Origin of the sequence: Arcicella rosea (assembly GCF_040543805.1) — a bacterium.
Lineage (GTDB): Bacteria > Bacteroidota > Bacteroidia > Cytophagales > Spirosomataceae > Arcicella > Arcicella rosea.
Genome location: NZ_JBEUMS010000003.1, coordinates 49,782 through 75,343 on the forward strand (window position 1 = coordinate 49,782; position 25,562 = coordinate 75,343).

At 35.1% G+C, this 25,562-nt stretch carries 22 protein-coding genes; 6 read left to right on the top strand and 16 right to left on the bottom strand.

Annotated elements, in window-relative coordinates:
- Nucleotides 1-43: 43 nt before the first annotated feature.
- From ABID42_RS04910 to ABID42_RS04930, 5 genes are all read right to left on the bottom strand, one after another.
- A complete protein-coding gene (locus tag ABID42_RS04910; RefSeq protein ID WP_367282708.1) occupies nucleotides 44-364 on the bottom strand; it encodes a hypothetical protein in 321 nt (106 codons plus the stop codon).
- Between the two features lie 29 nt (nucleotides 365-393).
- Nucleotides 394-1,848 (bottom strand): RagB/SusD family nutrient uptake outer membrane protein, encoded by a 1,455-nt coding sequence (locus ABID42_RS04915; RefSeq protein WP_367282709.1) that lies wholly within the window; start codon nucleotides 1,846-1,848, stop codon nucleotides 394-396.
- Nucleotides 1,849-1,860: 12 nt separating this feature from the next.
- On the bottom strand, nucleotides 1,861-5,235 hold the full coding sequence (locus tag ABID42_RS04920; protein ID WP_367282710.1) for a SusC/RagA family TonB-linked outer membrane protein: 3,375 nt from the start codon (nucleotides 5,233-5,235) through the stop codon (nucleotides 1,861-1,863).
- A 240-nt stretch (nucleotides 5,236-5,475) separates the two neighbouring features.
- On the bottom strand, nucleotides 5,476-6,579 hold the full coding sequence (locus ABID42_RS04925) for a FecR family protein (protein WP_367282711.1): 1,104 nt from the start codon (nucleotides 6,577-6,579) through the stop codon (nucleotides 5,476-5,478).
- 75 nt (nucleotides 6,580-6,654) lie between these two features.
- The gene (locus ABID42_RS04930; protein WP_323256734.1) at nucleotides 6,655-7,245 is read right to left on the bottom strand and encodes an RNA polymerase sigma factor; all 591 of its coding nucleotides are present in this window, start codon (nucleotides 7,243-7,245) and stop codon (nucleotides 6,655-6,657) included.
- 352 nt (nucleotides 7,246-7,597) lie between these two features.
- Between ABID42_RS04930 and ABID42_RS04935 the strand changes: the two genes are divergently transcribed.
- On the top strand, nucleotides 7,598-9,112 hold the full coding sequence (locus tag ABID42_RS04935; RefSeq protein WP_367282712.1) for a serine hydrolase domain-containing protein: 1,515 nt from the start codon (nucleotides 7,598-7,600) through the stop codon (nucleotides 9,110-9,112).
- Between the two features lie 50 nt (nucleotides 9,113-9,162).
- Here the strand turns inward: ABID42_RS04935 and ABID42_RS04940 are convergent, their stop codons facing one another.
- From ABID42_RS04940 to ABID42_RS04960, 5 genes are all read right to left on the bottom strand, one after another.
- Nucleotides 9,163-9,624 (bottom strand): GNAT family N-acetyltransferase, encoded by a 462-nt coding sequence (locus tag ABID42_RS04940; protein ID WP_367282713.1) that lies wholly within the window; start codon nucleotides 9,622-9,624, stop codon nucleotides 9,163-9,165.
- A gap of 45 nt (nucleotides 9,625-9,669) precedes the next feature.
- Nucleotides 9,670-9,963: a helix-turn-helix domain-containing protein gene (locus ABID42_RS04945; RefSeq protein WP_367282714.1), complete on the bottom strand. Its 294-nt coding sequence runs from the start codon at nucleotides 9,961-9,963 to the stop codon at nucleotides 9,670-9,672.
- Nucleotides 9,960-10,304, bottom strand: coding sequence for a type II toxin-antitoxin system RelE/ParE family toxin (locus tag ABID42_RS04950; RefSeq protein WP_367282715.1), 345 nt, complete (start codon nucleotides 10,302-10,304; stop codon nucleotides 9,960-9,962). Before ABID42_RS04950 ends, ABID42_RS04945 begins: the two co-directional genes overlap by 4 nt.
- Nucleotides 10,305-10,405: 101 nt before the next feature.
- Nucleotides 10,406-10,819, bottom strand: a complete 414-nt coding sequence (locus ABID42_RS04955) for a Dabb family protein (RefSeq protein WP_367282716.1) — start codon at nucleotides 10,817-10,819, stop codon at nucleotides 10,406-10,408.
- 33 nt (nucleotides 10,820-10,852) lie between these two features.
- Complete coding sequence (locus tag ABID42_RS04960) at nucleotides 10,853-11,722, bottom strand: 3-keto-disaccharide hydrolase (protein ID WP_367282717.1); 870 nt, start codon at nucleotides 11,720-11,722, stop codon at nucleotides 10,853-10,855.
- Between the two features lie 123 nt (nucleotides 11,723-11,845).
- Here ABID42_RS04960 and ABID42_RS04965 point away from each other — a divergent pair, with 123 nt between their 5' ends.
- The 4 genes from ABID42_RS04965 (at nucleotide 11,846) to ABID42_RS04980 (ending at nucleotide 15,259) form a co-directional block, all read left to right on the top strand.
- Nucleotides 11,846-12,685, top strand: a complete 840-nt coding sequence (locus ABID42_RS04965; RefSeq protein WP_367282718.1) for an AraC family transcriptional regulator — start codon at nucleotides 11,846-11,848, stop codon at nucleotides 12,683-12,685.
- A 213-nt stretch (nucleotides 12,686-12,898) separates the two neighbouring features.
- Nucleotides 12,899-13,744, top strand: a complete 846-nt coding sequence (locus ABID42_RS04970; protein ID WP_367282719.1) for a glycerophosphodiester phosphodiesterase family protein — start codon at nucleotides 12,899-12,901, stop codon at nucleotides 13,742-13,744.
- Nucleotides 13,745-13,791: 47 nt separating this feature from the next.
- Nucleotides 13,792-14,601 (top strand): 4-(cytidine 5'-diphospho)-2-C-methyl-D-erythritol kinase, encoded by an 810-nt coding sequence (gene ispE / locus ABID42_RS04975; protein WP_367282720.1) that lies wholly within the window; start codon nucleotides 13,792-13,794, stop codon nucleotides 14,599-14,601.
- 85 nt (nucleotides 14,602-14,686) lie between these two features.
- Nucleotides 14,687-15,259 (top strand): cytochrome c oxidase subunit 3, encoded by a 573-nt coding sequence (locus ABID42_RS04980; RefSeq protein WP_367282721.1) that lies wholly within the window; start codon nucleotides 14,687-14,689, stop codon nucleotides 15,257-15,259.
- A gap of 46 nt (nucleotides 15,260-15,305) precedes the next feature.
- Here ABID42_RS04980 and ABID42_RS04985 read toward each other — a convergent pair whose 3' ends face one another.
- The 5 genes from ABID42_RS04985 to ABID42_RS05005 form a co-directional block, all read right to left on the bottom strand.
- On the bottom strand, nucleotides 15,306-17,918 hold the full coding sequence (locus tag ABID42_RS04985; RefSeq protein WP_367282722.1) for a TonB-dependent receptor: 2,613 nt from the start codon (nucleotides 17,916-17,918) through the stop codon (nucleotides 15,306-15,308).
- 19 nt (nucleotides 17,919-17,937) lie between these two features.
- Complete coding sequence (locus ABID42_RS04990; protein WP_367282723.1) at nucleotides 17,938-18,654, bottom strand: sulfite exporter TauE/SafE family protein; 717 nt, start codon at nucleotides 18,652-18,654, stop codon at nucleotides 17,938-17,940.
- Between the two features lie 156 nt (nucleotides 18,655-18,810).
- The gene (locus ABID42_RS04995) at nucleotides 18,811-19,164 is read right to left on the bottom strand and encodes a winged helix-turn-helix domain-containing protein (RefSeq protein WP_367282724.1); all 354 of its coding nucleotides are present in this window, start codon (nucleotides 19,162-19,164) and stop codon (nucleotides 18,811-18,813) included.
- Between the two features lie 147 nt (nucleotides 19,165-19,311).
- The gene (locus ABID42_RS05000; RefSeq protein ID WP_367282725.1) at nucleotides 19,312-20,841 is read right to left on the bottom strand and encodes a GH3 auxin-responsive promoter family protein; all 1,530 of its coding nucleotides are present in this window, start codon (nucleotides 20,839-20,841) and stop codon (nucleotides 19,312-19,314) included.
- A gap of 145 nt (nucleotides 20,842-20,986) precedes the next feature.
- Nucleotides 20,987-22,810, bottom strand: a complete 1,824-nt coding sequence (locus ABID42_RS05005) for a glycosyltransferase (RefSeq protein ID WP_323327012.1) — start codon at nucleotides 22,808-22,810, stop codon at nucleotides 20,987-20,989.
- A gap of 618 nt (nucleotides 22,811-23,428) precedes the next feature.
- On the opposite strand from ABID42_RS05005, the gene hemB reads away from it, so the two are divergent.
- Entirely contained in the window at nucleotides 23,429-24,400 is a 972-nt protein-coding gene (hemB, locus tag ABID42_RS05010) for a porphobilinogen synthase (protein WP_323327010.1), read from the top strand.
- A 55-nt stretch (nucleotides 24,401-24,455) separates the two neighbouring features.
- On the opposite strand, the gene ABID42_RS05015 is transcribed toward hemB, so the two are convergent.
- A complete protein-coding gene (locus ABID42_RS05015) occupies nucleotides 24,456-25,562 on the bottom strand; it encodes a DUF2911 domain-containing protein (RefSeq protein WP_323327008.1) in 1,107 nt (368 codons plus the stop codon).

Consider the following 25,562-nt stretch of genomic DNA (forward strand, 5'->3'; position numbering starts at 1 on the left):
AATCGCAATAAGGTAAAAGATTAGACAACTTTTTGAAAGTTGCCTAATCTGAAAATTTTCCAACATTGTTAATATAGCCACCTGCAATGGTAATATTAGCGACTGCATTCATGATATTACCGCCTGCAATGCTAATATTAGCGACTGCATTTATGATATTATCACCTGCAATGCTAATATTAGCGACTGCATTCATGATATTGACACCTGCAACGGTAATATTAGTGACTGCATTCATGATATTGACACCTGCAATGGTAATATTAGCGACTGCATTTATGATATTGCAACCTGCAATGGTAATATTAGCGACTGCATTCATGATATTGCAACCTGCAATGGTAATATTAGCGACTGCATTCATGATATTGCAACCTGCAATGCAGAAATTATCTACTTCGTTGTCGTGATTTGCGTTTCACGATATGGATAAGGGAATTTCAATGCAATTGTTGCAAATGAACTTGGTAGAATATAAGACTTCAAAGCTTTTTCTTTGATAGCATGAGCCGTCATTACCGCTACAGCATCACCAGTACGCACTAAGTCGAACCAACGGTGATTTTCAAAAGCTAATTCTACCCTTCTTTCTTGCTGAATAGCCGCTCTCATTGCTGATTGTGAAGTAATATTCGTTTGCGTTTTAGCCGACAATCCTGCTCTAAGACGTATTCTATTCAATAAATCAAAAGCCGTTTGATTGGGGAAACTAATCTCATTCAAAGCTTCAGCTTGCATCAATAACACATCCGCCAAACGAGTAACGATAAAGTTATCTCCCGTATTAAAACGCTCTAAATAAGGTGGATTCGCATACTTCTGAATATATGGAACAACTTTCTTAGAAGTAGGATCGGTAAATGCTGTATTGATAGATGCCGTAAAACGCTTATCGCCAACTTCATAAGCATCCATAAGGTCTTGCGTAGGAATATTCCAACCCGCTGCTGCACCAGATGCCAAAGCAAAACCAGTAACGATAGTTCCTGAATTATAAGGAGCAAATGAATAAGCAAAATTGCTACTCTTCCCACCTGGTCCTTCTACGTATTGAATTTCAAAAATAGATTCAGCCGTGTTTTTCTTCTTGAAATTATCAGCATAATTGGCATTTAATTGATAAGCACCTTCCGTTTCAATGGTTTTTAATAAATCATTGGCAGCAGTATAATTCTTTTGGGTCAGATATACTTTTGCTAATAAAGTTTTAGCCGCACCAGAAGTAGCTCTACCTAAATCAGCGCCTAAAAATGAAGCTGGAAGTTTTGCAATTGCTACTTTAAAATCATCAATAATGGCTTTATATACTTCTGTTTCAAGTACTCTTGGAGCAGTAGCGAAGGCATCTTCTGGAGAATTTACTTCTTTCAAAATCAAAGGCACATCACCAAATACTCTTGTTAAGTTGAAGTAATAAAAAGCTCTTAAAAAACGAGCTTCGCCTTCTAATCTATCACGAGTGGCTTGGTCGAATGTAGCTGAAGAAAGCTTCGTCAATAAAAGATTGCAACGACTGATGCCCAAGTAACTTGCACTGAAAAATGACTGAAAATTAGCATTCTGGTCGTTTTCTCTGAATTCATCCAACTCTTCACGAATCGTTCCAGAGCGGTCGGATGTGTTTTGTTGATAAGAAGTATTATCAGAACGCATTTCAGCAAAAAGCCATAAAGAACCCGTTTGAATTCCTTGAAGCGGAGAATATGCCGCATTCACAGCTTGAATAAATTGCTCTTTGGTTTGATAGAAATTATCTACCGAACCGTTTGTATCAGGCGTTAATTCAAGGAAAGAATCCTTACAAGCAACTAAAGCCAAAGAAAGTAATAGTATCGTTATTTTTTTCATGTCGGTTCTTGATTAAAATTTACAATTAACTCCTAAAGTATAAGTTGCCGCAACAGGATAACTACCATAATTTACGCCCGGAGCTAATGAATTACTACCATTGAAACCTACTTCAGGGAATGAACCTGTATAAGAAGAAACCGTGAAAAGATTTTGACCAGAAACATAAGCTCTTAATCCTTTGAAGTATTTCTTAGGTTTGAAATTATAACCCAAAGTAATGTTTCTCACAACCATATAAGAACCATCCATTACCCAAGCATCACTAGTATTTCTTGAAAAAGAATCACCTGCCAAGGCAGAACCCGCACTTTGAATTCTACCAGTTCCTTGGTTATTGATGTCTTTGTAAGCATTAATTACATCTTTGTGAAGATTGAACACGCCATCTTGGTTGTAAAGAAATCTTTTGTAAAAATCTAAGATTTGTCCGCCTTGCGAGCCATTAATAAGCATTGAGAAATCGAAATTACCATAACTTACACGGTTGGTCATGCCCCAAATAAAGTTTGGATACGGACTACCGATAACGGTTTGGTCGTTTCCATCAATCTTTCCGTCTTTGTTAATATCTTCAAAGCGAATACTTCCAATCGTTTGCACCGAAGCACGAGGATATTTCGTTAAATCTTCTACTGTATTAAAGAAACCACCTGCCATTTTATAGCCAAAGAATAAGCCCATTGGTTCGTCAAGCATGGTTACACTTCCATTATCTCCAGATTGAATTCTGGTTCTATTTCCTAAACTGATTACTTTATTTCTGTTGAAAGAAATGTTGAAATCAGTATCCCAATGGAATTTACCTTTATTGATGTTTCTGCTACTTAAAGATATTTCTAAACCTTGATTTCGTACATTTCCTAAATTGGTAATGGTTGAATTAAAACCCGAAGAAGAAGGAATATCAATACTTTGCAACATACTTTCTGTAAATCTTTCATAAAGTTCGATGATAAGATTTAACTTTCCTTTCAATAAAGAAGCATCCAAACCAATGTCTGTTTGTTTAGATTGTTCCCAACCTAAATTGGTATTTCCCAGAGAATTAATCGCCTGACCTGTTACAATTTTTCCACCAAAAACATAATTATCTAAGCCCAATAATTTCTGAGCAGTAAAGTTTCCGATATTATTGTTTCCAGCTAAACCGTAACTTACTCTTAGTTTTAAATCATCAACAATGTCGGATTTAGGAAAGAATTTCTCTTCTGAAACTCTCCAACCAACAGAAGCAGAAGGGAAAGTACCCCAACGATTATCCAAACCAAATTTTGAAGAACCATCTCGTCTAACTGTTGCATTGAATAAATACTTGTCTTTATAAGCATAAGTAGCTCTTGCCAAATACGAAAGTAAAGCTCCTTTTCCACCACCAGCCGAAGCACTTACGCCCGTTGCAATAGCCGAGTTAATGGTTTGAATAACATCATCTGCATAACCATTTCCATTAACTGTAGTTGACTTAAATATCTCTTTCTGAGCAGAATACCCTACCAAAGCCGTAAATCTATGCTCCTTAATGCTATGGCTATAAGTAAGAGTATTTTCTGATAACCAGTTGAAAGTACGAGCAGAGTAATTACTTCCCGTAGCCAAAGTTGGCGGAGGATTACGGAAACCTCCAACGGTTGATGGAGTAAATTTATCCTGTGTATCAATCAATAAATCGGTGTTGAAAGTAGTCAAGAATTTAAGATTCGGTAAAATTTCTATGCCCAAATAAGTATTTGCCAAGGTACGGATGTTGTTTCCGTAATTAGTGGTATTTACCAACATATTTACAGGATTGGCATTATTGAAAAATCCTGCCGAAGTAATATTGGGCGTATAAGTACCATCAGCTTGATAAACAGTCGGGAATGGACTATTCAAATAAGATTGTGTAACAATGGCAGTATTGAAGTGTCCTTCGGTTTCTGCTAAATGCCTGATAGTAAACGAAGGAGAAATATTTAATCCAACCGTGATTTTCTTAGAAATATTAGCGTCAATATTTCCACGAATTGAAAAGCGTTGAAAATCAGTATTCAATAAAACACCTTGTTGATTAAAATAACCCAAAGAAACCATCGAACGTAAATTTTCAGTTCCTTTTGTAATCGTTAAATTATAGTTTTGCATAGGTGCATTTCGGCTCATTGCATTAAACCAGTTTGTTCCTGCACCAATACTACTTGGATTGCGATAAGCCTCCGCAACAGTATTAATATCAAAAGCTTGTCCTTTAATCGCAGCTAAACCTTGCGCAGCATCAATTCTATTCTGAGCAAATTCCGATGCACTCATTACTTGTACTCTGTTACGGTCTGGAACTGTTTGGATTCCCGTATAAACATTGAATTCTATATTGGTTGCTCCATTTTTAGCATGTTTAGTCGTAATCAAAACAACGCCATTAGAACCTCTCGAACCATAAATAGCCGTAGAAGAAGCATCTTTTAAAATACTGATAGATTCAATATCATCAGGAGAAATCGTACTTAATGGATTGGATGTTTTGCTGTAATAGTTCGTCATCGGGAAACCGTCAATTACGTACAAAGGGTCATCACCTGCACCAATAGAGCCAGAACCTCGAATCCTGATAACAGGACCACTTCCTGGCGTACCCGAAACTTGGCTTACTTGCACACCCGCTACTTGTCCTGCCAATTTTTGGTCAACACTGGTAACAGGTAAATCTTTGATGTTTTGAGTTTTAATAGTTGCTACTGCACCTGTTACATCACGGCGGTCTTGGGTACCATAACCCACTACCACAATTTCTGATAAAGTAACATTATCAATTGCTAAAGTAACGTTGATGGTACTTCTATTCCCTACAATAATATCTTGAGGAAGATAACCCACAAAGGAAAAAGTAAGTACACTCTGAGCATCAGGAACTGCTATTTTATATTCACCTTTACCATCTGTTGCTGTGCCTTTAGAAGTATCTTTTACTTTGATTGTTACGCCGGGCAAAGGTTCTCCTCTATCATCAACTACTTTTCCTGTAATAGTGATTGCTAAGTTTTGTCTGAAATCGCTGTCAAAATCTTTCATTTGCATCAATTTCAAATCACTCAATTGCTTGCTTAGAATGATGTACTTGTCCGTTACTTCATAGTCAATCTTGTAGGGTTTTAATAAATTATCAAGAATTACCGCTAATTTTTCATTGCTGAAATTGGCAGAAATTACTTTGTCTGAGGGAATAAGATTTTGGATATAAGTAAATCTGATTCCTGCCGAATGTTCTATGCTTTTCAGCACACTTTTCATATCCCTTTTATCGGCATGTAAGGATATTTTCTTTTCTAAAATAGTCTGGGCACTCGTATGAGCAAAACTCATACTGGTAAACAGCACTGCTATAAGAAATTGTTGAAAAGATAATTTCATGATTTTTAGAAAAATCTGGGGAATTTTTCGATGTTTTTCCATACTTTTGAAATGGTTTTGTAAATGGTAAAAAATTGCAAAATGCTTCCCATCCTCTATCTCATTAGCGTGCGAAGAAGAGGGACAAATTAAAGTCGGTTGATGCTGGTACCATCGGCCGGCTTTTCCATTAAAAATAAATTGGTTAAGGAATTATGCTGTCATAGTAAATTATTTAGGTTGGTAATTATTGATTGATTTTTATTCACATCCTTTACTGTAAACGACAACCTGCCCGTCGATAATTTCATACCTCGCTCCTATCGTTTTACAGACTACTCTCATTTTTTCAAACAGTGATTCATTTCCTAAGGGAGCCGTTAAAAAACAAGCTTTCATCAAATCTTCATCATAAACGATTTCAATGCCGTAGGCTTTTTCTAATGTTGTAAAAACCTGACTGATTGGTGTATTATCAAATTCAAAATTATGATAGTTTGAAGGCAAAACTAAAATGTCTGGCAAAGCAACCAAAGTTTTATTTAACCTATCTGTATTACGTTCATAAACAGCTTGTTGATTAGGTTTTAGCACCACGCCTTTTAATTCATCTTCCAGTTTTTCATCTTTCTCAGTAGCCGATTTATTAGCAAAAACTGATACTTTTCCAGTCTTTACCGAAACCACAATATCTTTGGCATTTTCGTAGGCTGTTACTCTGAAACTTGTTCCCAACACTTTAGTAATTACTTCATTGGCATATACCAAAAATGGACGTTTAGGATTTTTAGAGATTTCAAAAAAGGCTTCTCCCGTTAAATAAACGACTCTTTTACTCGCTTCAAAGCCTTTTTTGTATCTCAGTTTAGAGTTCTTTTCTAAACTTACTACACTACCATCACTTAAATATATTTTCTTAGTTGTACTTCCTAGGTTTACTTCTTCAACCAAATCTGTATCAGATTTTGAGCCACTGAATATTGTTGTGTATAAAGATGATGATTGGTTTTGACTAAACCACCAGTATGATAAACCTACACAAACTACTAACGCTGCCGCTATACGGAGATATGGAATTTTTAGTCTGAAAAATCTACCGCCTAGTTGTCTATCTTCATTACTTTGTACCTTTTGTTGAATATTGTCCCAAATCTTTGTTGTTTTTTCAACAGGAAAATGTTGTGCTTCAGCTTCCCTCAAACCAATAATGAGTAAGCGAGCATCTTCAACTACAGCGCTTCTTTCTGGAAATTGCGCCAAATAATGATTCCAAAAGGATTCGCTTTCAGCATTGGGTTGCAATACCCAATTTTTGAAATAATCATCTGCTACAAAATCTTCTATTTCAAAATTTTGATAATTCATCGACATAGTTTTAACGTCTTACATTTACTAATGCACAGGAATGCTTCTTTTAATCCATTTTTTTATAAAAATATTTTAAAATTTATCCAAGTAATTAGCAATCAATACAATAAGGATTGGGTAAATGACATGTTCTTTTAAAAATCGTAAACCTGTGTAGATAAACTTACAGGCAGATTGGTAGTTTACGCCCATCAGTTGCGCCACTTCTTCATTACTGAAATCATGGAAGAATCGTAGATTAATGGCTTCTTGCTGGCGTTTTGGCAGTTTTTGAATGGCTCTTTTTAAATGATTGAGTTGAGATTCTTCATGTTCTTGAAGAATCATACTGTATTCGGTTGATACTTCGTTCAACCAATCTGGCAAAGCTTGGTTTTCGTCAATAATATCAAAATTGTTTTTCTCTTTATTACGATAAATCTTATTTCTTAATGCTTTAAACAAGTAAAATTTAATAGAATCTGTTTCCGAAAGATTATTCCTACTATTCCACAATTCATAAAATAAATCCTGAATACTGTCTTCAATCAAACTTTCATCTTGGGTAATCTTATGTCCATAATTCAAAAGTGCTTGAATGTATTGTTCATAAATCATGGCAAATGCTTGTCTATCACCTTGTCGGAAGGTGTTCCATAGTACTTTCTCGGAAGTAAGACTCATCTGGCTTTGCATCTGCACTAAAAAGGAAACAGTATGATAAAATACAATTAAAAGACCTATAGGATAGGATAATTGCTGAATAAATTTGTATAAATATAATAGCAAAAATTCTTCGTTAGAGCCAATTCTCTTTATTTATCTTTCAACAACGCTAAAAGACAGAAGTAATCATTTTATAATCAATTAATATACAATAACTTAACAGTATTTTCAAAATAAGAAAAAGTAGGTTATTCCAATTTTCTTGATGTTGGGCTAATTAAAATTAAAGTAGATTCTTCTGTAAGAATTTCACAAAATATTAAGTATTTTGAATCTCTTTTCAAACCGTATTCTTCATCCAACAAGCATCATGAACTATCAAAAACTACTTTTCCTTTTTTGCTGTAGCATTGCCATTACGTTTAACCAAGCAAAAGCCCAAGACGAGCGACTAAAAAACATCAAAGAAGCTTTACCGAAAATCGACCAAATTTTTAAGGATTATGCCGAGAAAAACCATTATCCAGCGTTCGTTTATGGCTTGGTGTTAGATGGAAAATTAATTCATTCAGGAAATATTGGCTATACTAATCTGGAGAAAAAAGTATTAGCGACCAATCAGTCTGATTTTAGAATTGCCAGTATGTCCAAAAGTTTTACTGCAATGGCGATTTTGAAACTGAGAGATGAAGGAAAATTGAAACTGGATAATCCAGCTTATTTGTACATTCCTGAATTAAAAAACCAACAATTACTTAGCAAAGATGCGCCAGCGATTACTGTTCGTAATTTATTGACACATTCAGCAGGTTTTCCGGAAGATAATCCGTGGGGCGACCGACAATTAGCCATCAGCGACGAAGCCATGTTGAAGATGTTCCGAAAAGGCATTTCATTCTCTAACAACCCAAGTACCGCTTATGAATATAGCAACATGGGTTTTGCGATGTTGGGTTATATCATTAAAAAAGTATCTGGAAAAACATATCAACAATACATCAACGAAAAAATTTTGAAGCCTTTAGGCATGAACCATACTTATTGGGAATACAGCCAAGTACCAGCAGAACAATTAGCGCACGGCTATCGTTGGCTCAATGAAAATTGGGTTGAACAACCATTATTGCACGACGGAGCTTATGGCGCAATGGGCGGAATGATTACCACGATTGATGATTTTGCGAAGTACGTTGCTTTTCATCAATCGGCTTGGCCAGCGAGTGATGCACCAGAAAAAGGACCCGTAAAAAGAAGTTCTGTGCGTGAAATGCAACAGCCTTGGCAGTTTATTGGTGTGAATCCAAATTACAAATATCCGACTGGTCGCAAAACACCGATGGCAAATGCTTATGGCTATGGTTTAGGACATGCTACGGATGGAGAAGGAAGACGTTCGGTAGGTCACAGTGGAGGTTTGCCCGGCTTCGGAAGTAATTGGCGTATTTTACAAGATTATGGTTTGGGCGTAATTTCATTCAGTAATCTTACTTATGCCAATGCGGGCTATTTTAATGTACAAGTTTTGGATACTTTGGTGGCTCTTGCTCATTTAAAACCAAGAGTCATTCCAGTTTCTCCGATTTTGAAACAAAGAACAAAGGAGTTAATTGCCATATTGCCTACTTGGAAAAATGCAGAAAGTACAGGCATTTTTGCAGAGAATTTTTTCCTTGATTACTTTGAAGAAAGCCTAAGAAAAGAAGCAATTCCAATTTTTGAAAATGCAGGAAAGATTATCGGTTTAAAAGAAATCAAACCTGAAAATAATCTAAGGGGCGTTTTCACTTTAGAAGGCGAAAAAGCCAATATTGAAATAAGCTTTACGCTAACGCCAGAAAATCCAGCTTTAATTCAGGAGTATCATATTAAATTGGTTGGGAAATAAGAAGGACGTTTGCTGTTGTTGGTAAAAAATACTAACAACAGCACATTGCTTTATAACCCCAACCTCATCTCAATCATGTGTTTTGTAAAGCCAATTTTCTCATACGCTTTAATGGCTGAAATATTATCGTGATATACATCTAAACGCAATTCTGTAATGTTTTGAGAGCGAACCCAATCTTTCAACCCATCCATAATTTTCTTGTTTATTCCTTTTCCACGATGAGCAGGTGCCACATACATAAAACCTAAATAAGCATGACGACCATGTTTTAAATAAGGTTTCGCACTTTCAATACGAGCATATCCCGAACCTATTACTTCCCCTTCGGATTCCGCCACCAACAATTCTATATGCGAAGCCCTTATCATTCCTTCAATATCATAATAGTGTATTTCATCATTTTTTAAGGTAGAGTCAAAAGGTCTTTCGGCTTCGATAACGCCTTGTTCGAAAAGAAAAAGTGTAGCTAAATCATCAAATGTGGCTTTCCGTATCGTAATTTGATTCATGTGTTTTGTATGAAGCAGTAATAGTATAACTCTCCATGTTTAGTTTTATTTGGGTAATTCAATTTGCAAGGTAACTTTTGCCTTTAAAGCTGTAAACACTTTCATCAGTGTATCAATCGTCACATTACTTGCATTACTTTCAAGGCGTGAAATTTGTGCTTTTTGGACGCCAATGAGTTTACCTAATTCTTCTTGAGTCAGATGTCTTTCTTGTCTGGTTTGTTTAATTGCTTTTCCAATTAAATCCATTTGCAATTCATATTCAAATTTATCTCTTTCTGTCGTTCCAATTTCACCAATCAATTGGTCTTGAACGTCCTCTAATGTGTATGTTTTCATGGTTTATCCTTTTCTGCAAAATATCTAACCCTAATTTGTTTTGCTTTTTGTATTTCGTTATCTGGCACTTTACTTCTCTTTTTCACAAATCTATGTGTTGCAATAATTAATGTGTTTTCAGTACTTGATTTGTCCCAAAAAGCTAATAAACGATATTGGGTTCCTTGATAAAGTGTTCTAAACTCCCAAATGTCATCACTAAGTTTTTTGAGAAGTTCAGCGTTATTTTCAACTTGTGACTTACGAATATTAAAAAGTATTTTCTCTGAATGTTTTTTGTCTAAGTTTCGTAGAAATTCAACAGCCTCTTCTAAGAATTCTACCTTAAAATTGTTTTGCATTTTACATAAATATTAAAGGGTGTAAAATATAAATACAAAGGTACAAAAGTTTCCTTTAAGAGAAACTTTTGTACCTTTGTATTTTCTTATTCTGGAATTAATTATTTCGAAGATGAAACTTCTTCCGAATCAAAAACCGTTACTTTTTCCCACAGATGTGAGTAATCTGCGATAAATTTTAAATGAATCGGATGTGTTTGATATATTTCTTCTTCTGCCAGATTATCAAAAAACAACATCCACGAAACTGAATAACTACGCTCTATCACACTACGATTGGTACTGGCAGGTAAGCCAATATGATGGAAACGAATAGTTGGTACTTTCGATAAAGCCGTTAGTCCTTCGATAAGCTTACTTCTATCGGCTTCGCTTGATGGATTCTTTAACCAAAAATACACGTGATGTATAAAGGTTTTTTTCTTAGGTTTTGCCTCTGATGGCAAAGCAACTGCTCCTAAAGCAGAAGTAATTGCTACATTCGTCAAGAATGAACGTCGTTTTATTGTTTTCATTTATTTAACAATTTGTTATGGTTTGTAAAATACTTAAAATAATTTTTCATAAGCTTTAGGCATCGCCGTCAATGGTTTTAAACGAATGTCTCTATAAAACACTTCGGCAGCTTCGCTTTGTAATTGAATTTTACCGCTGGTTAATGGTACTTCTTTTCCTTCAGGAGTTATATAGCGTGAATTTTTTAAGACCATTACAACGTGTCCATTTACAATGTGTAGGCTTTTCCCTTGATAGCAAATAAGTTCTATCGTCGTCCATTCACCAGCAGGACTTTCATAATTTCCTGAACGCATACAATAATAGTCGCTCCCTTTTTTGAAAGTAATAAATGGCTGTTTTTCATCAGCAACGCTACTGGCAACACCTTCTGATGGAAATGAACGTATATCAATGGCAGAATTAGCTTGACACCAAAAGTCACCGGTATGTCCTTCCATAATTTGAAATTCTTGAGAAAGCATCCATGAACGAAAATATTCTGCCCCTGCTTCTCCGATAGAATGATATAGAATTCCGCTATCTCTCCCTTTGTTCACACGTGGTTCAAACTTTTTTTCGCCCCATTTTACTTGAAGTTTAAGGTGATAGTTTTCGTAAGACTTCTTTGTAAACAAACAACCATAAATCTCTCCACTTACTTTTAATACTGGTCCACTTGGTTCATTCATAACAGAAAAGACATGCGTATTATCTTTATTATAACCAATAGGCTGAATAGGAGTTCCTAATGAATCTTTCGGTATTTTTCCATTATAATCACTTTTATGACGATAGCTCAAATAATTTTCCCATTGTGTAAGATTTTTATCTAAAAGTAGCTCCCATTCGTCTGATTGATTCATGGATGGCAGTAAAATAAGGGATGAAAAAAGCGTAATCAACAGTAATATGCGTTTCATAGTTGTATGGGTTTATTGGTATAATTGATTATACTTCACAAAACTACTCCAAAGCAAAGCTGTATAAGTTGTAAAAATCCAATATATGTCGGTACTTTTATAACTATATTAAATACGATGATAATGAAAAGATATATCCTCCATACTCCTTTTAATATTTATCATTTCGAGGCTAAAAAATGGATGCACTCGGTTCATAAACATACTTACTTCGAGATTATTTTTATCTTGAGAGGAAATGGTATTCACAACATCAATGGAAATACTTTTCAATATGCTGAAGGTGATGTTTTTCTATTGGGTCCAGAAGATTATCATGATTTTGAAATTCATGATTTAACTGAATTTTGCTTTATTCGTTTCAATGAATCTTTTCATCAACAGATTGGCGAAAAAGACAGCACTTGGCAGCAAATTATGAAAACGTTATTATATACTTCTTCGCAAAGTCGTGGCTCTATCGTGAAAGATAAACAAGAAAAACAGAAGCTTCATAATCTGCTTACTGTATTAGAAGGTGAATATGAAAATCATCAATCTCAATACTTTGAAATCATTCGTGATAGTTTAATGAGAAGTATGATGATGATTCTGGCTCGCAATTTATTTGGTCAAACTCCTGTAAAACCAGTTTTGCAAGATTCGGTAGAAACGATTTTAATGTATATCAAACAACATATCTATAATCCTTCCGAACTCAGTGTGGAACATTTAGCCGAGGTTTTCAATTACGCTCCTGCTTATATTAGTATTTTTTTCAAAAAGCACACTGGCGAATCGTTGAAACAATACATTACTAAACATAAAATCAAACTTATCGAAGCCCGTTTGTTGTACAGCCAACTAACGCTGACAGAAATTGCAGATGAATTTGGTTATACCGATGAAAGTCATTTTTGTAAACAGTTTAGAAAATACACGGGAAATACACCAACTGCTTTTAGAAAAAATACTTTATCTTAAATCTTTTCTAAAAAAGTCAAGTAGTGATTGGTAATTAGTTTTTAATCTACTAATTATCAGACACTTGAAACAAATAAACCTTACTTAAATAGTATCAATTACTCGACAAGTTTTTATAAGTACCTTTTAGTATTAACTTATAGAATTTTCTAATTCTAATAACTAATCCGTTCCAAAAACTAATCACAAATCACTAATTACCAATCACTTCTTATGCCACAAAATACATTTGAAATAGAAGGTCACAGAGGTTGCCGTGGACTGATGCCTGAAAATACTATCCCAGCTTTCCAAAAAGCTTTGGATTTGGGCGTTGATACTTTGGAATTAGATGTTTGTATTAGCCAAGACCACCAAGTAGTTGTATCGCACGAACCTTATATGAATGCACTTTTTGCTTTTCATCCAAACGGTTCGCCTGTGCTGAAAAAGGAAGAAAAAACACTGAATTTATATCAAATGAATTATCAGGAAATTCAGCAATTTGATACGGGTTTACGTGGAAATAAACTTTTTCCTGCACAACAAAAATTGGCAACTCATAAACCTTTGTTGAGCGAAATGTTGGCTTTCTGTGAAAATTATATTCAACAAAAAGGACTCAAAGCAGTTCATTATAATATAGAAATCAAGTCGGAAGAAAAAGAGTATGGAATTTCACAACCTGAAAGTATTGAAGTATTTTCTGATTTGGTTTATCAGGTTTTGAAACAATTCATTCCTGCCGAAAGAGTAATTATCCAAAGTTTTGATTTTAACATCCTTCAGTTTTGGCATCAGCAAATTCAAAACCAAAAGTATCCAAAATTCACTTTGTCTGCATTGGTCGAACGTGAAGGAATTGAGCCTTCTTTACAGAAATTAGGCTTTTTACCAGACGTTTTCAGTCCGTACTTCAAGCAATTAACCAAAAGGAAATTGGCGATGTGCCATCAAAAAGGCATCAAAGTAATTCCGTGGACAGTCAATGAAGTAAAAGATATGTTAACAATGAAAGCATTAGGCACAGACGGACTCATCACTGATTATCCAGACAGAGCTTTAAAATTATGGAAATAGCTTTTTTGTAAAGTATTTTTGTTTTTCAATTCCAATAAACAAACCCAATGGTTACTTTTCCAAACGCAAAAATCAATATTGGTTTATACATCACCGAAAAACGTGCAGACGGCTTTCATAATCTTGAATCTTGTTTTTATCCTGTTGGCTGGTGCGATATTTTAGAAATTTTACCAGCCGAAACATTAAGTTTCAGAAGTACGGGCTTGGATATTCCGGGAAATCCAGAAAGTAATCTTTGCCTAAAGGCATACCATCTTTTAAAGCAAGATTTTGACATTCCTCCCGTAAGTATTCACCTCCACAAAGTTGTGCCAATTGGGGCAGGCATGGGTGGAGGTTCAGCAGATTGTGCTTTTACAATCAAAACTTTGAATGAGCTTTTTGCGTTACACTTATCAGTGGAACAAATGGAAAACTATGCTCGTAAATTGGGAAGTGACTGTGCTTTTTTCATTCAAAATCGACCGCAATATTGTTTCGGCAAAGGCGATGAATTTGCCAATATTGCTGTCGATTTATTAGGAAAGTACATTGTATTGGTGAATCCAAATATTCATATTTCAACAGCAGAAGCATATTCGGGTGTAAAGCCACAAAAAAGTAATATTGACTTACAAGAAGTATTACAGAAACCAGTAAACGAATGGAAAGATTTGGTAAAAAATGATTTTGAAAAACATCTTTTGCCCAAATATCCCATTATAGAAAACATCAAAAATCAATTGTACGAAATCGGGGCAGCTTATGCAAGTATGACAGGCTCAGGCTCAACGGTTTTTGGGATTTTTAATGAAGAAATAGAGACAAAAACTCATTTTGAAAAATATAGTATTTGGCAAGGAAAACTTAATTGATTTGAAAATTTGAAGATAAGCTAATTTGAAAATTGAGTTTGCTATTTATCCTCTGTAATTTCTGAATCTAAGAATGACAAAAAATATGCAACGCAGAGAACCTTTTAAATTTATGCTTCAAATGTCAATTTTCGGAAGTGGATTGATGTTTTTAGGCTTATTAACAACCTATTTAGGCTTAGAAAGACCCAACGCTGGTTTTGGAAAAATACAATTACCTGCTGTTTTTTGGGTAAGTACTTTACTGATTTTAATAAGTAGTTTAACGCTTCATTTAGCCAACTTAAATTTTAAAGAAGACAAATTTCTGAGTTACAGAATTTATATGGGTTTTACGCTTTTACTTGGCTTTTTGTTTGTAGGAATGCAATTATGGGGTTGGCAACAGCTTTTTGCATTAAATGCCAATGCAACTTTACGTACTTCAAGAGGGTTTATTTATATGCTTTCTGGGCTTCATATTTTGCATATTATAATAGGATTATTCTTTCTTCTTAAAATTTTTATTGAAGCTATCAAAAGAGCGTCATACATAGAATCTTTCGTCTATTCTGTAAATCCACCCAACCAATTAAAAATCAATTTAATTGTATTTTATTGGCATTTTGTAGATTTACTTTGGGTGATATTATTTCTGTTTTTACTTTGGCAGAATTGAGAAATTGTGGATTTGTGATTGTAACAATCACAAATCCACATACAGTTTAAAGGTTAAACGTTGCACTCAAATAATAAAAACCACCCACACTTGGTCCAGCCAAAAAGTTGTAATAATACTTATTCAGCAGATTTGTTCCGCCTAACTTCAAAATCAAATTCTGTGCAGGTAAAATATATGTAATTTGTCCATCAATGGTAGAATAAGCTGGTACATTTCCCGTTGCTAAAGACGATTGCCACAGAAAATCTTCTTGCCATTTCAAATTCACGTTAAAGCCCAAACGTTCAGTAATTTTTCGATTATTGAGTGAAACATTCAAAATCCAACGAGGCGTATTGAAAGCTTCTTCCAAACCATCATTTGTCGTTTTATGATCTAATTGTGCATACGAAGCATTTGTTGAAAGCATAAAATCTTTATAAACTCTGTATCTCAAACCAATACTTCCACCATAATTAAAAACCGTAGTTTTTGAGTTTGTCCACAAACGATAACGCTGATTTTTGGTGCGGTCATTTAAAGCAAAAGCGATAGAATCAGTATTTGCACTTTGTGTTAAAGGTAAATTCGTTTCTACTTGTGCCATAAAATTTTGGTATTGATTATAGTAAAAATCGACATCCACATACAAGCGTTTATCAAACCAAAGTCCTTTATAACCGATTTCAAAACTATTTACCGATTCTGGTTGAATATAGCCATAGTCATTCTTTTTCAACAAACCTTTGTTTTTCACCACCGCTTGAGCCGTCGTTAAGCCATTTTTATTCACATCATTCGTAATGGCAGTTTGAAAAGCATCAACTGAAGTTTTGAAGTATGAATTTTCAAAAATTCCTTGTGACATAATCGGTAAACCTCCTACTCTTTTTACGCCTCCGCTATTTACATTCGAAAATGCTTCAAAAAGACTTGGGAAACGATAAGCATTTTGGTAGGAAATTCTAATATTTTGGTCGTCGGTTGGGGAATAAACAATCGCCAATCTTGGATTCCAACGTAAATCAAAGTATTGATTTTTATCGGCTCTCAGCGAAGCATTCAGTTTCAGTTTATCATTCAACAATAATTTTGTCAATTGTACAAAACCGCCCACTTTATTATAAGTAAGATTTTGATTGGGTTCGGTCGGATTGATAAAATAGTTTCCGTCGGGCAATACTTCAAACATCCTATAATCAAAACCCGTCAGAATACTCAAACCATATTTTTCACGCAAAGCACTGAATAATTGTTGCGTCAAATCCGCCTGAGCTTCCACGTGATATAACCAAGATTGTACCCTCAAAGCTGCTCCAACATCCCAGTTATTAATGTCTCCCAGTTTTTTAATTAAAGCATCAAATTCAGCTGTATGGGGTTGTGGTCTGCCTTTGTCAGCCAGATTTCTTGCTGATTGTAAAGCATCTGTGACACTCATTCCAGCTTTTGTACCTGCATTAAATTGATTAGAAAAATCTGTAAACCAAGTATCATCCGATTTAAAAGTACGCTCAATATTCTCAGCCATTGAACGAATATTATAGGATTGCCCCGTATTTTCATGCGTTAAATAAGCTTTTGCTTGAATCGAAGGCGATTTAAAACTAATACTGTGTTGGTCGATACGATAATCTCTCAATCTAAAACGGTTTGTTCGCTGATAAAGATTATCTAAAATGCCGAAACGATAAGTATAAGAAACTTCCCAATCTTTCTTCGGACGGACGAATAAACTCACATCGCCTTTGATATTTCTCAATGAAAAATCAGCAATTTCTTTTTCTAAATAACCCGTTCGGGCAACGGAATAACGTTTTCCACCCAAGGTTAAATTTCTTCGATTCGACGACTCATTTCCGTAAGCATTGATGCCATCATAAGCAGGATTATCTGTTCCGAAAAGGTTCAAAGACACATTTCCATTCGGATTCAAATCGGTATTATTGTCTGAAATCCAATCGTAACCCGTTAAATATTCAAAATTGATTTTGGTAGCGAAAGTATTACTAAATGCCTTTGCCCAACGAATATTACTTTCGCTAAATAAATGCACAGAAGTATTATTATCGTTGAAATGATTCGCCCCTGTTTTCTGCTGAAAACTTAATCCTTGATGTTCAAAAGGATTTTTAGAGAAAATATTCACCAAACCGTTCAAGGCATTCATTCCATACAAAGCTGAAGCTGCACCGTGAAGGATTTCCACATGGTCAACATCCAAATCAGTTGGGGCTAAAGCCCCAGCAATCGGTGAACCAATATGTGGTGCTTGGTTATCCACACCGTCAACCAATTGCACAAAACGAACGTTAGTCGGATTAGCGAAACCACGAGTATTATACACTTTAAAACCCAAACTTGGTGTAAGTAATTGAACCCCTTTGATGTTTTCGATGGCATCATAAAACGATGGAGCTGCCGAATTTTGAATGGCACGATTATCTAACAAAGCAATACTGATGGGCGATTTCAATACGTTTTCGGGCATTCTTGATGCCGTTACGACTACTTCTGATAATTGTCGAACAGTATCTTTATAAACTATTTGCTGGATTTTCTTTTGGGCTTTTAGATTGAACAACAATATGCAAACGAATAAAGAAGTATTAGTTATTCTCAAAACGCTATATTTATTAAAACATAACGATAGATAAAAGAGTATATATTGTTTCATAAGTCTAAAAAATAAGTTTCTAAGTAAAAATCAATTTAGCACAAGCAATTACTAAACCCAGCGCCAATAAGTAACGAAGTGTGGGTAAATTGAATTTTTGGCTACCAAAGTACGAGCCTAACAAACCTCCAAAAATCGTTACAGCTATCGCCCATTGTAAGTTTTCAGGAATTTGAATATTCCCTTTTACGAGCTGACCATATAAACCAGAAAGTGAATTCACAAAAATGAAAAGTGCCGAAACAGCAGCTGTTTCTTTGAGTTTTGCCCATTTCATCAACAACATTAATGGGCTCAAAACGATGCCTCCGCCAATGCCAATCATGCCCGAAAGCAAACCAATTACTCCACCAGAAGTTAATCCAGCCCAAAGTGGTACTTCACGATTTTCCGTTTCTTCTTGCTTGAACTGATACAGTAAACGTGCAATCGAAATCAAAATACAGATGGCTAAAATTTTCTTATAAATCGCATCTGAAAGTGTCATCGTTCCGCCCAAATATGCCAATGGAATACTGGTAATGGCAAATGGCCAAAAGAGTTTGATTTTGAAAAAGCCTGCTCGATAAAAACCTAAAAAGGAAAAGAGTGAAACAGCAAGATTCATAATCAAAGCCGAGGATTTCATCAAGGTAGGCGAAATGCCCACAATTGCCATCACCGCTAAGTAGCCACTTGCTCCACCATGCCCCACAGATGAATATAAAAAAGCCACAATGCTTAAAAGCAAGAGCATCAGTAAGAAAGTTGAATCCATAGTAAACGCTATATTTCAACAAATATAGCGAACTATCTCAAAAAACCGAAATCTGATTTCGGAAAAGAAATAATATGGCTTTAATTAAAAAGTGCATAAAAATTGTTTGCTGACAACTGAAATCCGACAGCTAATTCAACTATTTTCTTGAGCAAGAAAAGCTTGAAAGCGTATTTGAAGAGATTTATAGGCTTCAATCGCTTGAAGTCCTTCAGGAGTGACAATGGCTCCTCCTCCACTTTTTCCACCAACTTGGGTAATAACGAAAGGTTTTGTAGCCTGAAAGTTCATAGAAGTAATTAAATCCCAAGCTCTTTTGTAGGACATTTCCATCGCTTTGGCAGCTTTGGAAATTGAGCCATGTTCGATGATGAGTTCTAATAATTGAATTCGTCCTTTTCCTAAAAAACGCTCTGAACCATCATGGTTTTCTATCCAAATTGCTCCAGTGATTTTTACTTTATTTGTTGTAGGAAGAAGGTTTTTCATTTTTTTTACTTGAAGACTTTAGGATTTTTAGACACAAGAGACAAGATTCAAGAATTTTTAAAAGGACGATAGGACATTAGATTTTAAGAGTTTTAGACACAAATATTCCCCAAAAAACGGAAATCTGAAATCCCATATCCAAAACCCTTAAACGCAGACTTCTTTCGCCAACAGTAAAATTTGTTCTAAAAATTCTCTTGAATTACTCAATCTTGGCACTTTATGTTGTCCGCCTAATTTACCACGGTTTCTCATCCAATGATAAAAAGTATCTTTGGGTACAACATTAATTTTGGGAGCTGACAGCACCATATCTTTATATCTTTTGGCATCATAATCAGAGTTAATTTCTCTAAGTGTTTCATCCAAAATTGTATTAAAAATTACTTGGTCATTCGGTACTTGCGAAAATTCTATAATCCATTCATGGCAGCCTTGTTGCTTGTTGTCCATATAAACTGGTCCAGCCGTATAATCACTCAAAATAGCATTAGTTGCTTCGCAAGCACGAGTAATGGCTTTTTCAGCATTTTCAATAATGAGTTCTTCACCAAAAGCATTGATAAAGTGTTTGGTTCTGCCAGAAATCTTGATTCTATAAGGATTACGTGAAGTAAATTTTACAGTATCACCAATTTTATAACGCCATAAACCTGAATTGGTAGAAATCAGAATTGCATAATTCTTATTCAATTCTACTTCGGACAAAGTCAACACTTTAGGGTTTTCAGATTCAATTTCTTCCATTGGAATAAATTCGTAGAAAATACCATAATCAAGCATTAACAACATTTCATCTTTGCGATTGAAATCGTCTTGAATGCCAAAAAAGCCTTCCGAAGCATTATAAATTTCAAGGTAATTTACCGAACTCGACGGAAAAACTTGATGACTAAACAATTCTCTGTAAGGCTGAAATGCAACAGCACCATGAATAAAAAACTCAAAATTAGGCCATACTTCTAAAATATTCTTCTTGCCTGTAATTTCTAATACTTTATCAATCAACACTAAAGTCCAAGTCGGAACACCCAAAATACTCGTCACATTTTCTTGAGAAGTAACCTCTGCCATTTTCTGGATTTTCTCTTCCCAAACGTCCATCAGAGCTACTTCCAAAGAAGGAGTACGAATTAGTTGCGCCCAAATTGGTAAATTTTTCATCACCACCGCCGAAACATCGCCTAAATAAGTACGAGAATTCAGTTGACTTGATTGTAAACTCCCCCCAATAGAAAGTCCTTTTCCAGAGAAAACCTCTGTATCAGGTTTGTTTTCTACCAAAAGCGTCATCATATCTTTTCCGCCCATGAAGTGACAATCTTCAAGCGATTCTTTAGAAACAGGGATGAATTTACTGCGAGCGTTGGTTGTACCAGAAGATTTTGAAAAATATTGAATGTCTGAACTCCAGAGAACATTTTGTTCGCCACGCATCATACGTTCAATGTATGGAAATAGACTTTCGTAATTTGAAACGGGTACTCTTTCTTGAAAAGTTTTAATAGAAGCAATGGATTGATATTCATATTTTTTTCCCCATTCTGTGTACTTAGCTGATTGAATCAGATTCCAGAACATTTCCTCCTGCGTTTCCATAGGTCGTTCCATAAACGACTGGATTCGAGGCAAACGTCTTTTCATCAACCAAGCGATTGTTTCATTGAGAATATCCATAAGTTAAGAATATCGGCTTTTATATTAGAGATTGTGTATTTACAAACTTAATAGAATTTATTGAATGTATCAAGTAGGTAAATTTTGGTGTCGCTGGCTTCCAAAATAGAGAAGTCAGCCTTGAACAGCCGACTTCTCATTTTATTTATTTTCTTCTTTTGAGTGCTAAATCTTGAGCAGTATCGTAATAAGCTCTCAGGTTACTCCAGTCAAAAGTATCTGAAATACTTTCTACTCTATTCCTTTGCGTAATTCTTTCTCGGAGTGATTGTTTCACAAATTTCAACATCATTTCAGACAATTGTTCTGCTGCTTTGTGGAAATCTTGTGTTTTACGATTCACAACCATTACGCCCCATTGTTCATAATCACGCATGATTTGCATCATATAATCTCCAAAACCAGAAAGGTCTGAAGTAATCGTAGGAACACCACGAGCGATACATTCTAGCGGAGTATATCCCCAAGGCTCATAATAACTTGGGAAAACGCCCAAATTACAGCCACGTACAAATTGTCCATAATCAAGCCCGAAAAGTGGATTTGTCGAAACAATGAAATCTGGGTGATATACAATCTTTACTTTATCGTCTGGATTATTCAGCAAATTAGCTTTTTTGGTATAATCCGTAATGCCGTCTTCATTTTTCAATAAATGTGTTACTACTTTCGGACGCTTATTTGTTTTCCAAGTTTGAATCGTTCTACGCAAACGCAAACGCCAATATTCATCAATAAATCCGTTCAAATCTGGCATTTGTAAATCTGTTGCCGAAGCCGAAGCGTTGAACAATTTCTCCCCGATTTGCTTTTCAATCGCATTACAAGTTTCATGGATTTCGTCCATTACCGCTCTCGATTGTAATACTTCTGGGTCGATTGAATGATAAGGTTGTTTCGTAATAAAAAACATTACCACCGTTTTATCAATCTTAGCTTGTTTCATTTTCCAGTTCAAACGAGCCAAAGCTTCAAGCGTAATGTCATAGCCTTTATTTGAAAACTCATAACGACCAGAAGTAAAGAAGTAAAGTGTTTTACCAAGGTCGAAAGGTTGGCTTTGGAAGAAATGTCCCATCACAAATTCATTGATACGATCTTTGAAAAGCGTATGTAAATTTTGATGTTCGTGCATTGCCGAAAATCTAGTAATGTTTAAGCCATTCGGTAAAATTAAATCTGGTACTTTGCCTAGTAAAAATTCGCATTCACGAGCGGTCACATCACTTACCGTCGTCATTACATGGCACATATTCGCTGCCAAGCGTTCAATGGTTGCTTGTGCTTCAATGCCATAATGACGAGCTTCGTCTAGCCAATTGAAAGTATGCAATTTATCATAAAAATCAGGCACATTTCCCGCTAAATAACGACCAAGCATCGTAGCGTGAGTGGTAAAAACTGTCGCTATTTTTACGCCATCTTTTTTCAAATCAGGCAAACAAGTAGCCGACATCCATTCATGAATATGTGCTACAATATCAGATTTACTGGCTTGGTCACTGGCTAATTCTGTTAAGAAAATACGAATCATCTCTCCAAACAAAATCGTTTGGTTCACAATATCTTCAACATGCAAAGTAGAAACTTGATGTTTTTCCCAAAGACTCGCCTTGATTTGATTCAATTTAGGTGTAACCGTTGCCAAATCGAACAATACAATTCTTGGTTTTCCAGTTACTAACCAATATCCATAATGTACTCCTAAACCCATTGAACGCATTTTTTGGATAGTTTTACCCAAAATTGAATCGTCCAAATCATGAATTGGCTCAAACTCTGCCGAAGCTGTTTGCGGAAAATATGGTCCCAATAAAAAATAATTATTACCCCACTTTTCAACCATTGATGGTACTTTGGTACGAATTACGGTGTAGATTCCACCAACTTGATTACAGGTTTCCCAAGCAATCTCGATTAAAACTTTTTGCTTATTAGCGGATGATGTGAGAGGATTTTGAATTTCCATTCGTCGGTAATTAAGTTTTAGGATATTTTTCGTTAGATAAACATAAATTTATAAATATTCATATTTCAAGAAAAACTAAAATAAAATCAATTTAACAATAACCCTAATTCTAGTATCTTTTCAAGCTAAAGGAATAATTTATAATCTATATTTATTTATAAAAATTGCTTTCAGTTAAATAAAGCTCAGCTTTCAATTTAGTATTACAATGCTATACTGTTATCTAGGAATGAATACTCATTGAAAATTAATTGAATACAAATCTAAAAGAATGAAGACAATTTCGTGCTTAATTTTAATTAATATTTAGTGCTTTTAGGATTATAGAGTAATTAATATGGTATTTACTCTTTTTAGCGATTAATGTTCAGTTTTTTTTCACATTTTAGAGGTATCACTGAACAAAATAATACTTTATCGTGGTTCTAAAAGAGATGGATAAAAATGGCTGATATTTCTTTGAAACAAAGTAAAAAGCCTAAATTGATTCAGAAATTCAGATAATACTTCCCATATCAGGATAATATTAAAGTTAAAATATTCCAACATTTGTTTAATGGTTTTACGAACTTTGTATCTGAGTAAATCAGCAAAAACCAGAGAACAATAATTATAATTATGCTAAGAAGACCCAGAAGAAACCGCCAGTCAGCCGCAATCCGTGCGATGGTTGAAGAAACTACTTTATCGGTAAATGATTTTATCTATCCGATGTTTGTCATGGAAGGCAATAATCTTACAAGTGAGGTAAAATCTATGCCCGGTATTTACAGATACTCTATTGATAAGATATTAGAAGAAATGTCTGTTGTGCAAGATTTAGGCATTCGTTCCATCGCACTTTTTCCACTCTTGGCAGAAGATAAAAAAGATAAAATTGCATCTGAAAGTTACCGTAAAGGAAACGTCTATTTAGAAGCCATACATCAAATTAAAAGTAAGTTTCCAGAAATCGCTATTATGTCAGACGTAGCAATGGATCCTTACTCTTCTGATGGACACGATGGTTATGTTGATGAAAAAGGAAATATTCTGAACGATGAAAGTTTAGAGATTTTAGCCAAAATGACTGTAGCTCAGGCAGAAGCTGGCGCTGATATCGTTGGTCCTTCTGATATGATGGACGGACGAGTAAGAGTACTCCGTGAAGCATTAGATAGCAAAGGTTTTATCAATGTGTCGATTATGGCTTATTCTGCCAAATATGCTTCAGCTTTTTATGGACCTTTCCGTGATGCTTTGGATTCTGCTCCAAAATTTGGAGATAAGAAAACCTATCAGATGAATCCTGCCAATGTTCGTGAAGCGTTGATTGAAGCAGAACTTGATTATAGCGAAGGAGCAGATTTTTTAATGGTAAAACCAGCTTTAGCTTATTTGGATATTATTAAATCTTTGAATGATAATTTTGATATTCCGATTGCTGCTTATAATGTTTCTGGCGAATATGCGATGGTAAAAGCTGCTGCTCAAAATGGTTGGTTAGACGGCACCAAAACAATGGTAGAATGTTTAACATCTATCAAAAGAGCTGGCGCAAAAGTAATTTTAACTTACTTCGCCAAAGAATATGCAAGCCTTACAAAGTAATGATGAGTATTAATGAAAAAGGGTAAAAGTTCGATAGACTTTTACCCTTTTTCATTCAATTAATATCTTTCCCTTCGCTAAGTGTTTTAATCATTTTGGCGACATTATCTTTTTCTACATCACTTGGTGCAATGGCTATGGCTAATTTTGCTTGTTTCAAAGCATTTTTATAATCTCCCAAAGCCGAATATCCTCTTGCTAAACCCACCAAAGGAGTGTATTCGTTTGGGTTTTTACTTGCATTGAGTTTAAATGCCTCAAAAGCTTCTTGTGTTTTTTTCTCTTTCAATAAAGCTCTGGCATATTGATGGATTTCCAGCATATTTCCTTTGGGTAAAGCTTCTTTCATGACTGTTTCGGCTTCGGCTGTTCTGCCCAATAGTTTCAAGATTTCAGCTTTTGTACTTAATGTGGTAAAATTAGCTTCGCCAATATATCGCTCTTTGATTGAACGTTCTGCCCACGACAGTCCTTCTTCCAAATTTACTTTATTGGTTAAACAATAGTTGGCTGCTTGGTTAAATGCTCTCCAATCAAAAACTTTTTCTCCTCTGACTTCATTTCTCATAGAAGCAAAAACGGTTTCGTGCAAATCTACTTCTACTTTAAAAGGAATTTTCCATTTTTCCCAAAGCAAAGCAATCGTTGCAGAAGCTTCTGTTTGGTCTAAAAATTCAAATTTCAATCTTTCTACAAAAGCTTGCTCTTTTTGTGGCTTTACTTTTACTCTTAAAGCATCTTCTTTTTCATCATAATAATAGCTTCCCCAAGAAGTTGTATTTTTAGTGAATATCACCGTAACTTCATTTTCTTGCACAGCCATCATCAAACCATACTTTCCTGCTGGCAAAGCTTGTCCTTCAATTTTCACTGGTGTTGAAAAACTTATCGTCGTGTTTTCATTAGCGCCTGCTCGCCAAGGTGCCGCCAACGAAGTACCAAAACCCAAATCTGCAAAACCATAATGCACTAATTGTCCCCAAATTTTACCTTCACGCCCTTTTACTCCCGGACGATGATAATTAATCGTTACATCTGTTAAACCAATTCGTTCACTTACCGATGCCATTTTGTTGCCACCATTCGGCGGTACGGTCAATTGAGCAGTGATGTCAAACATCAAAAACGTTGACAAGAGAAATGATAAGAAGACTTTTTTCAT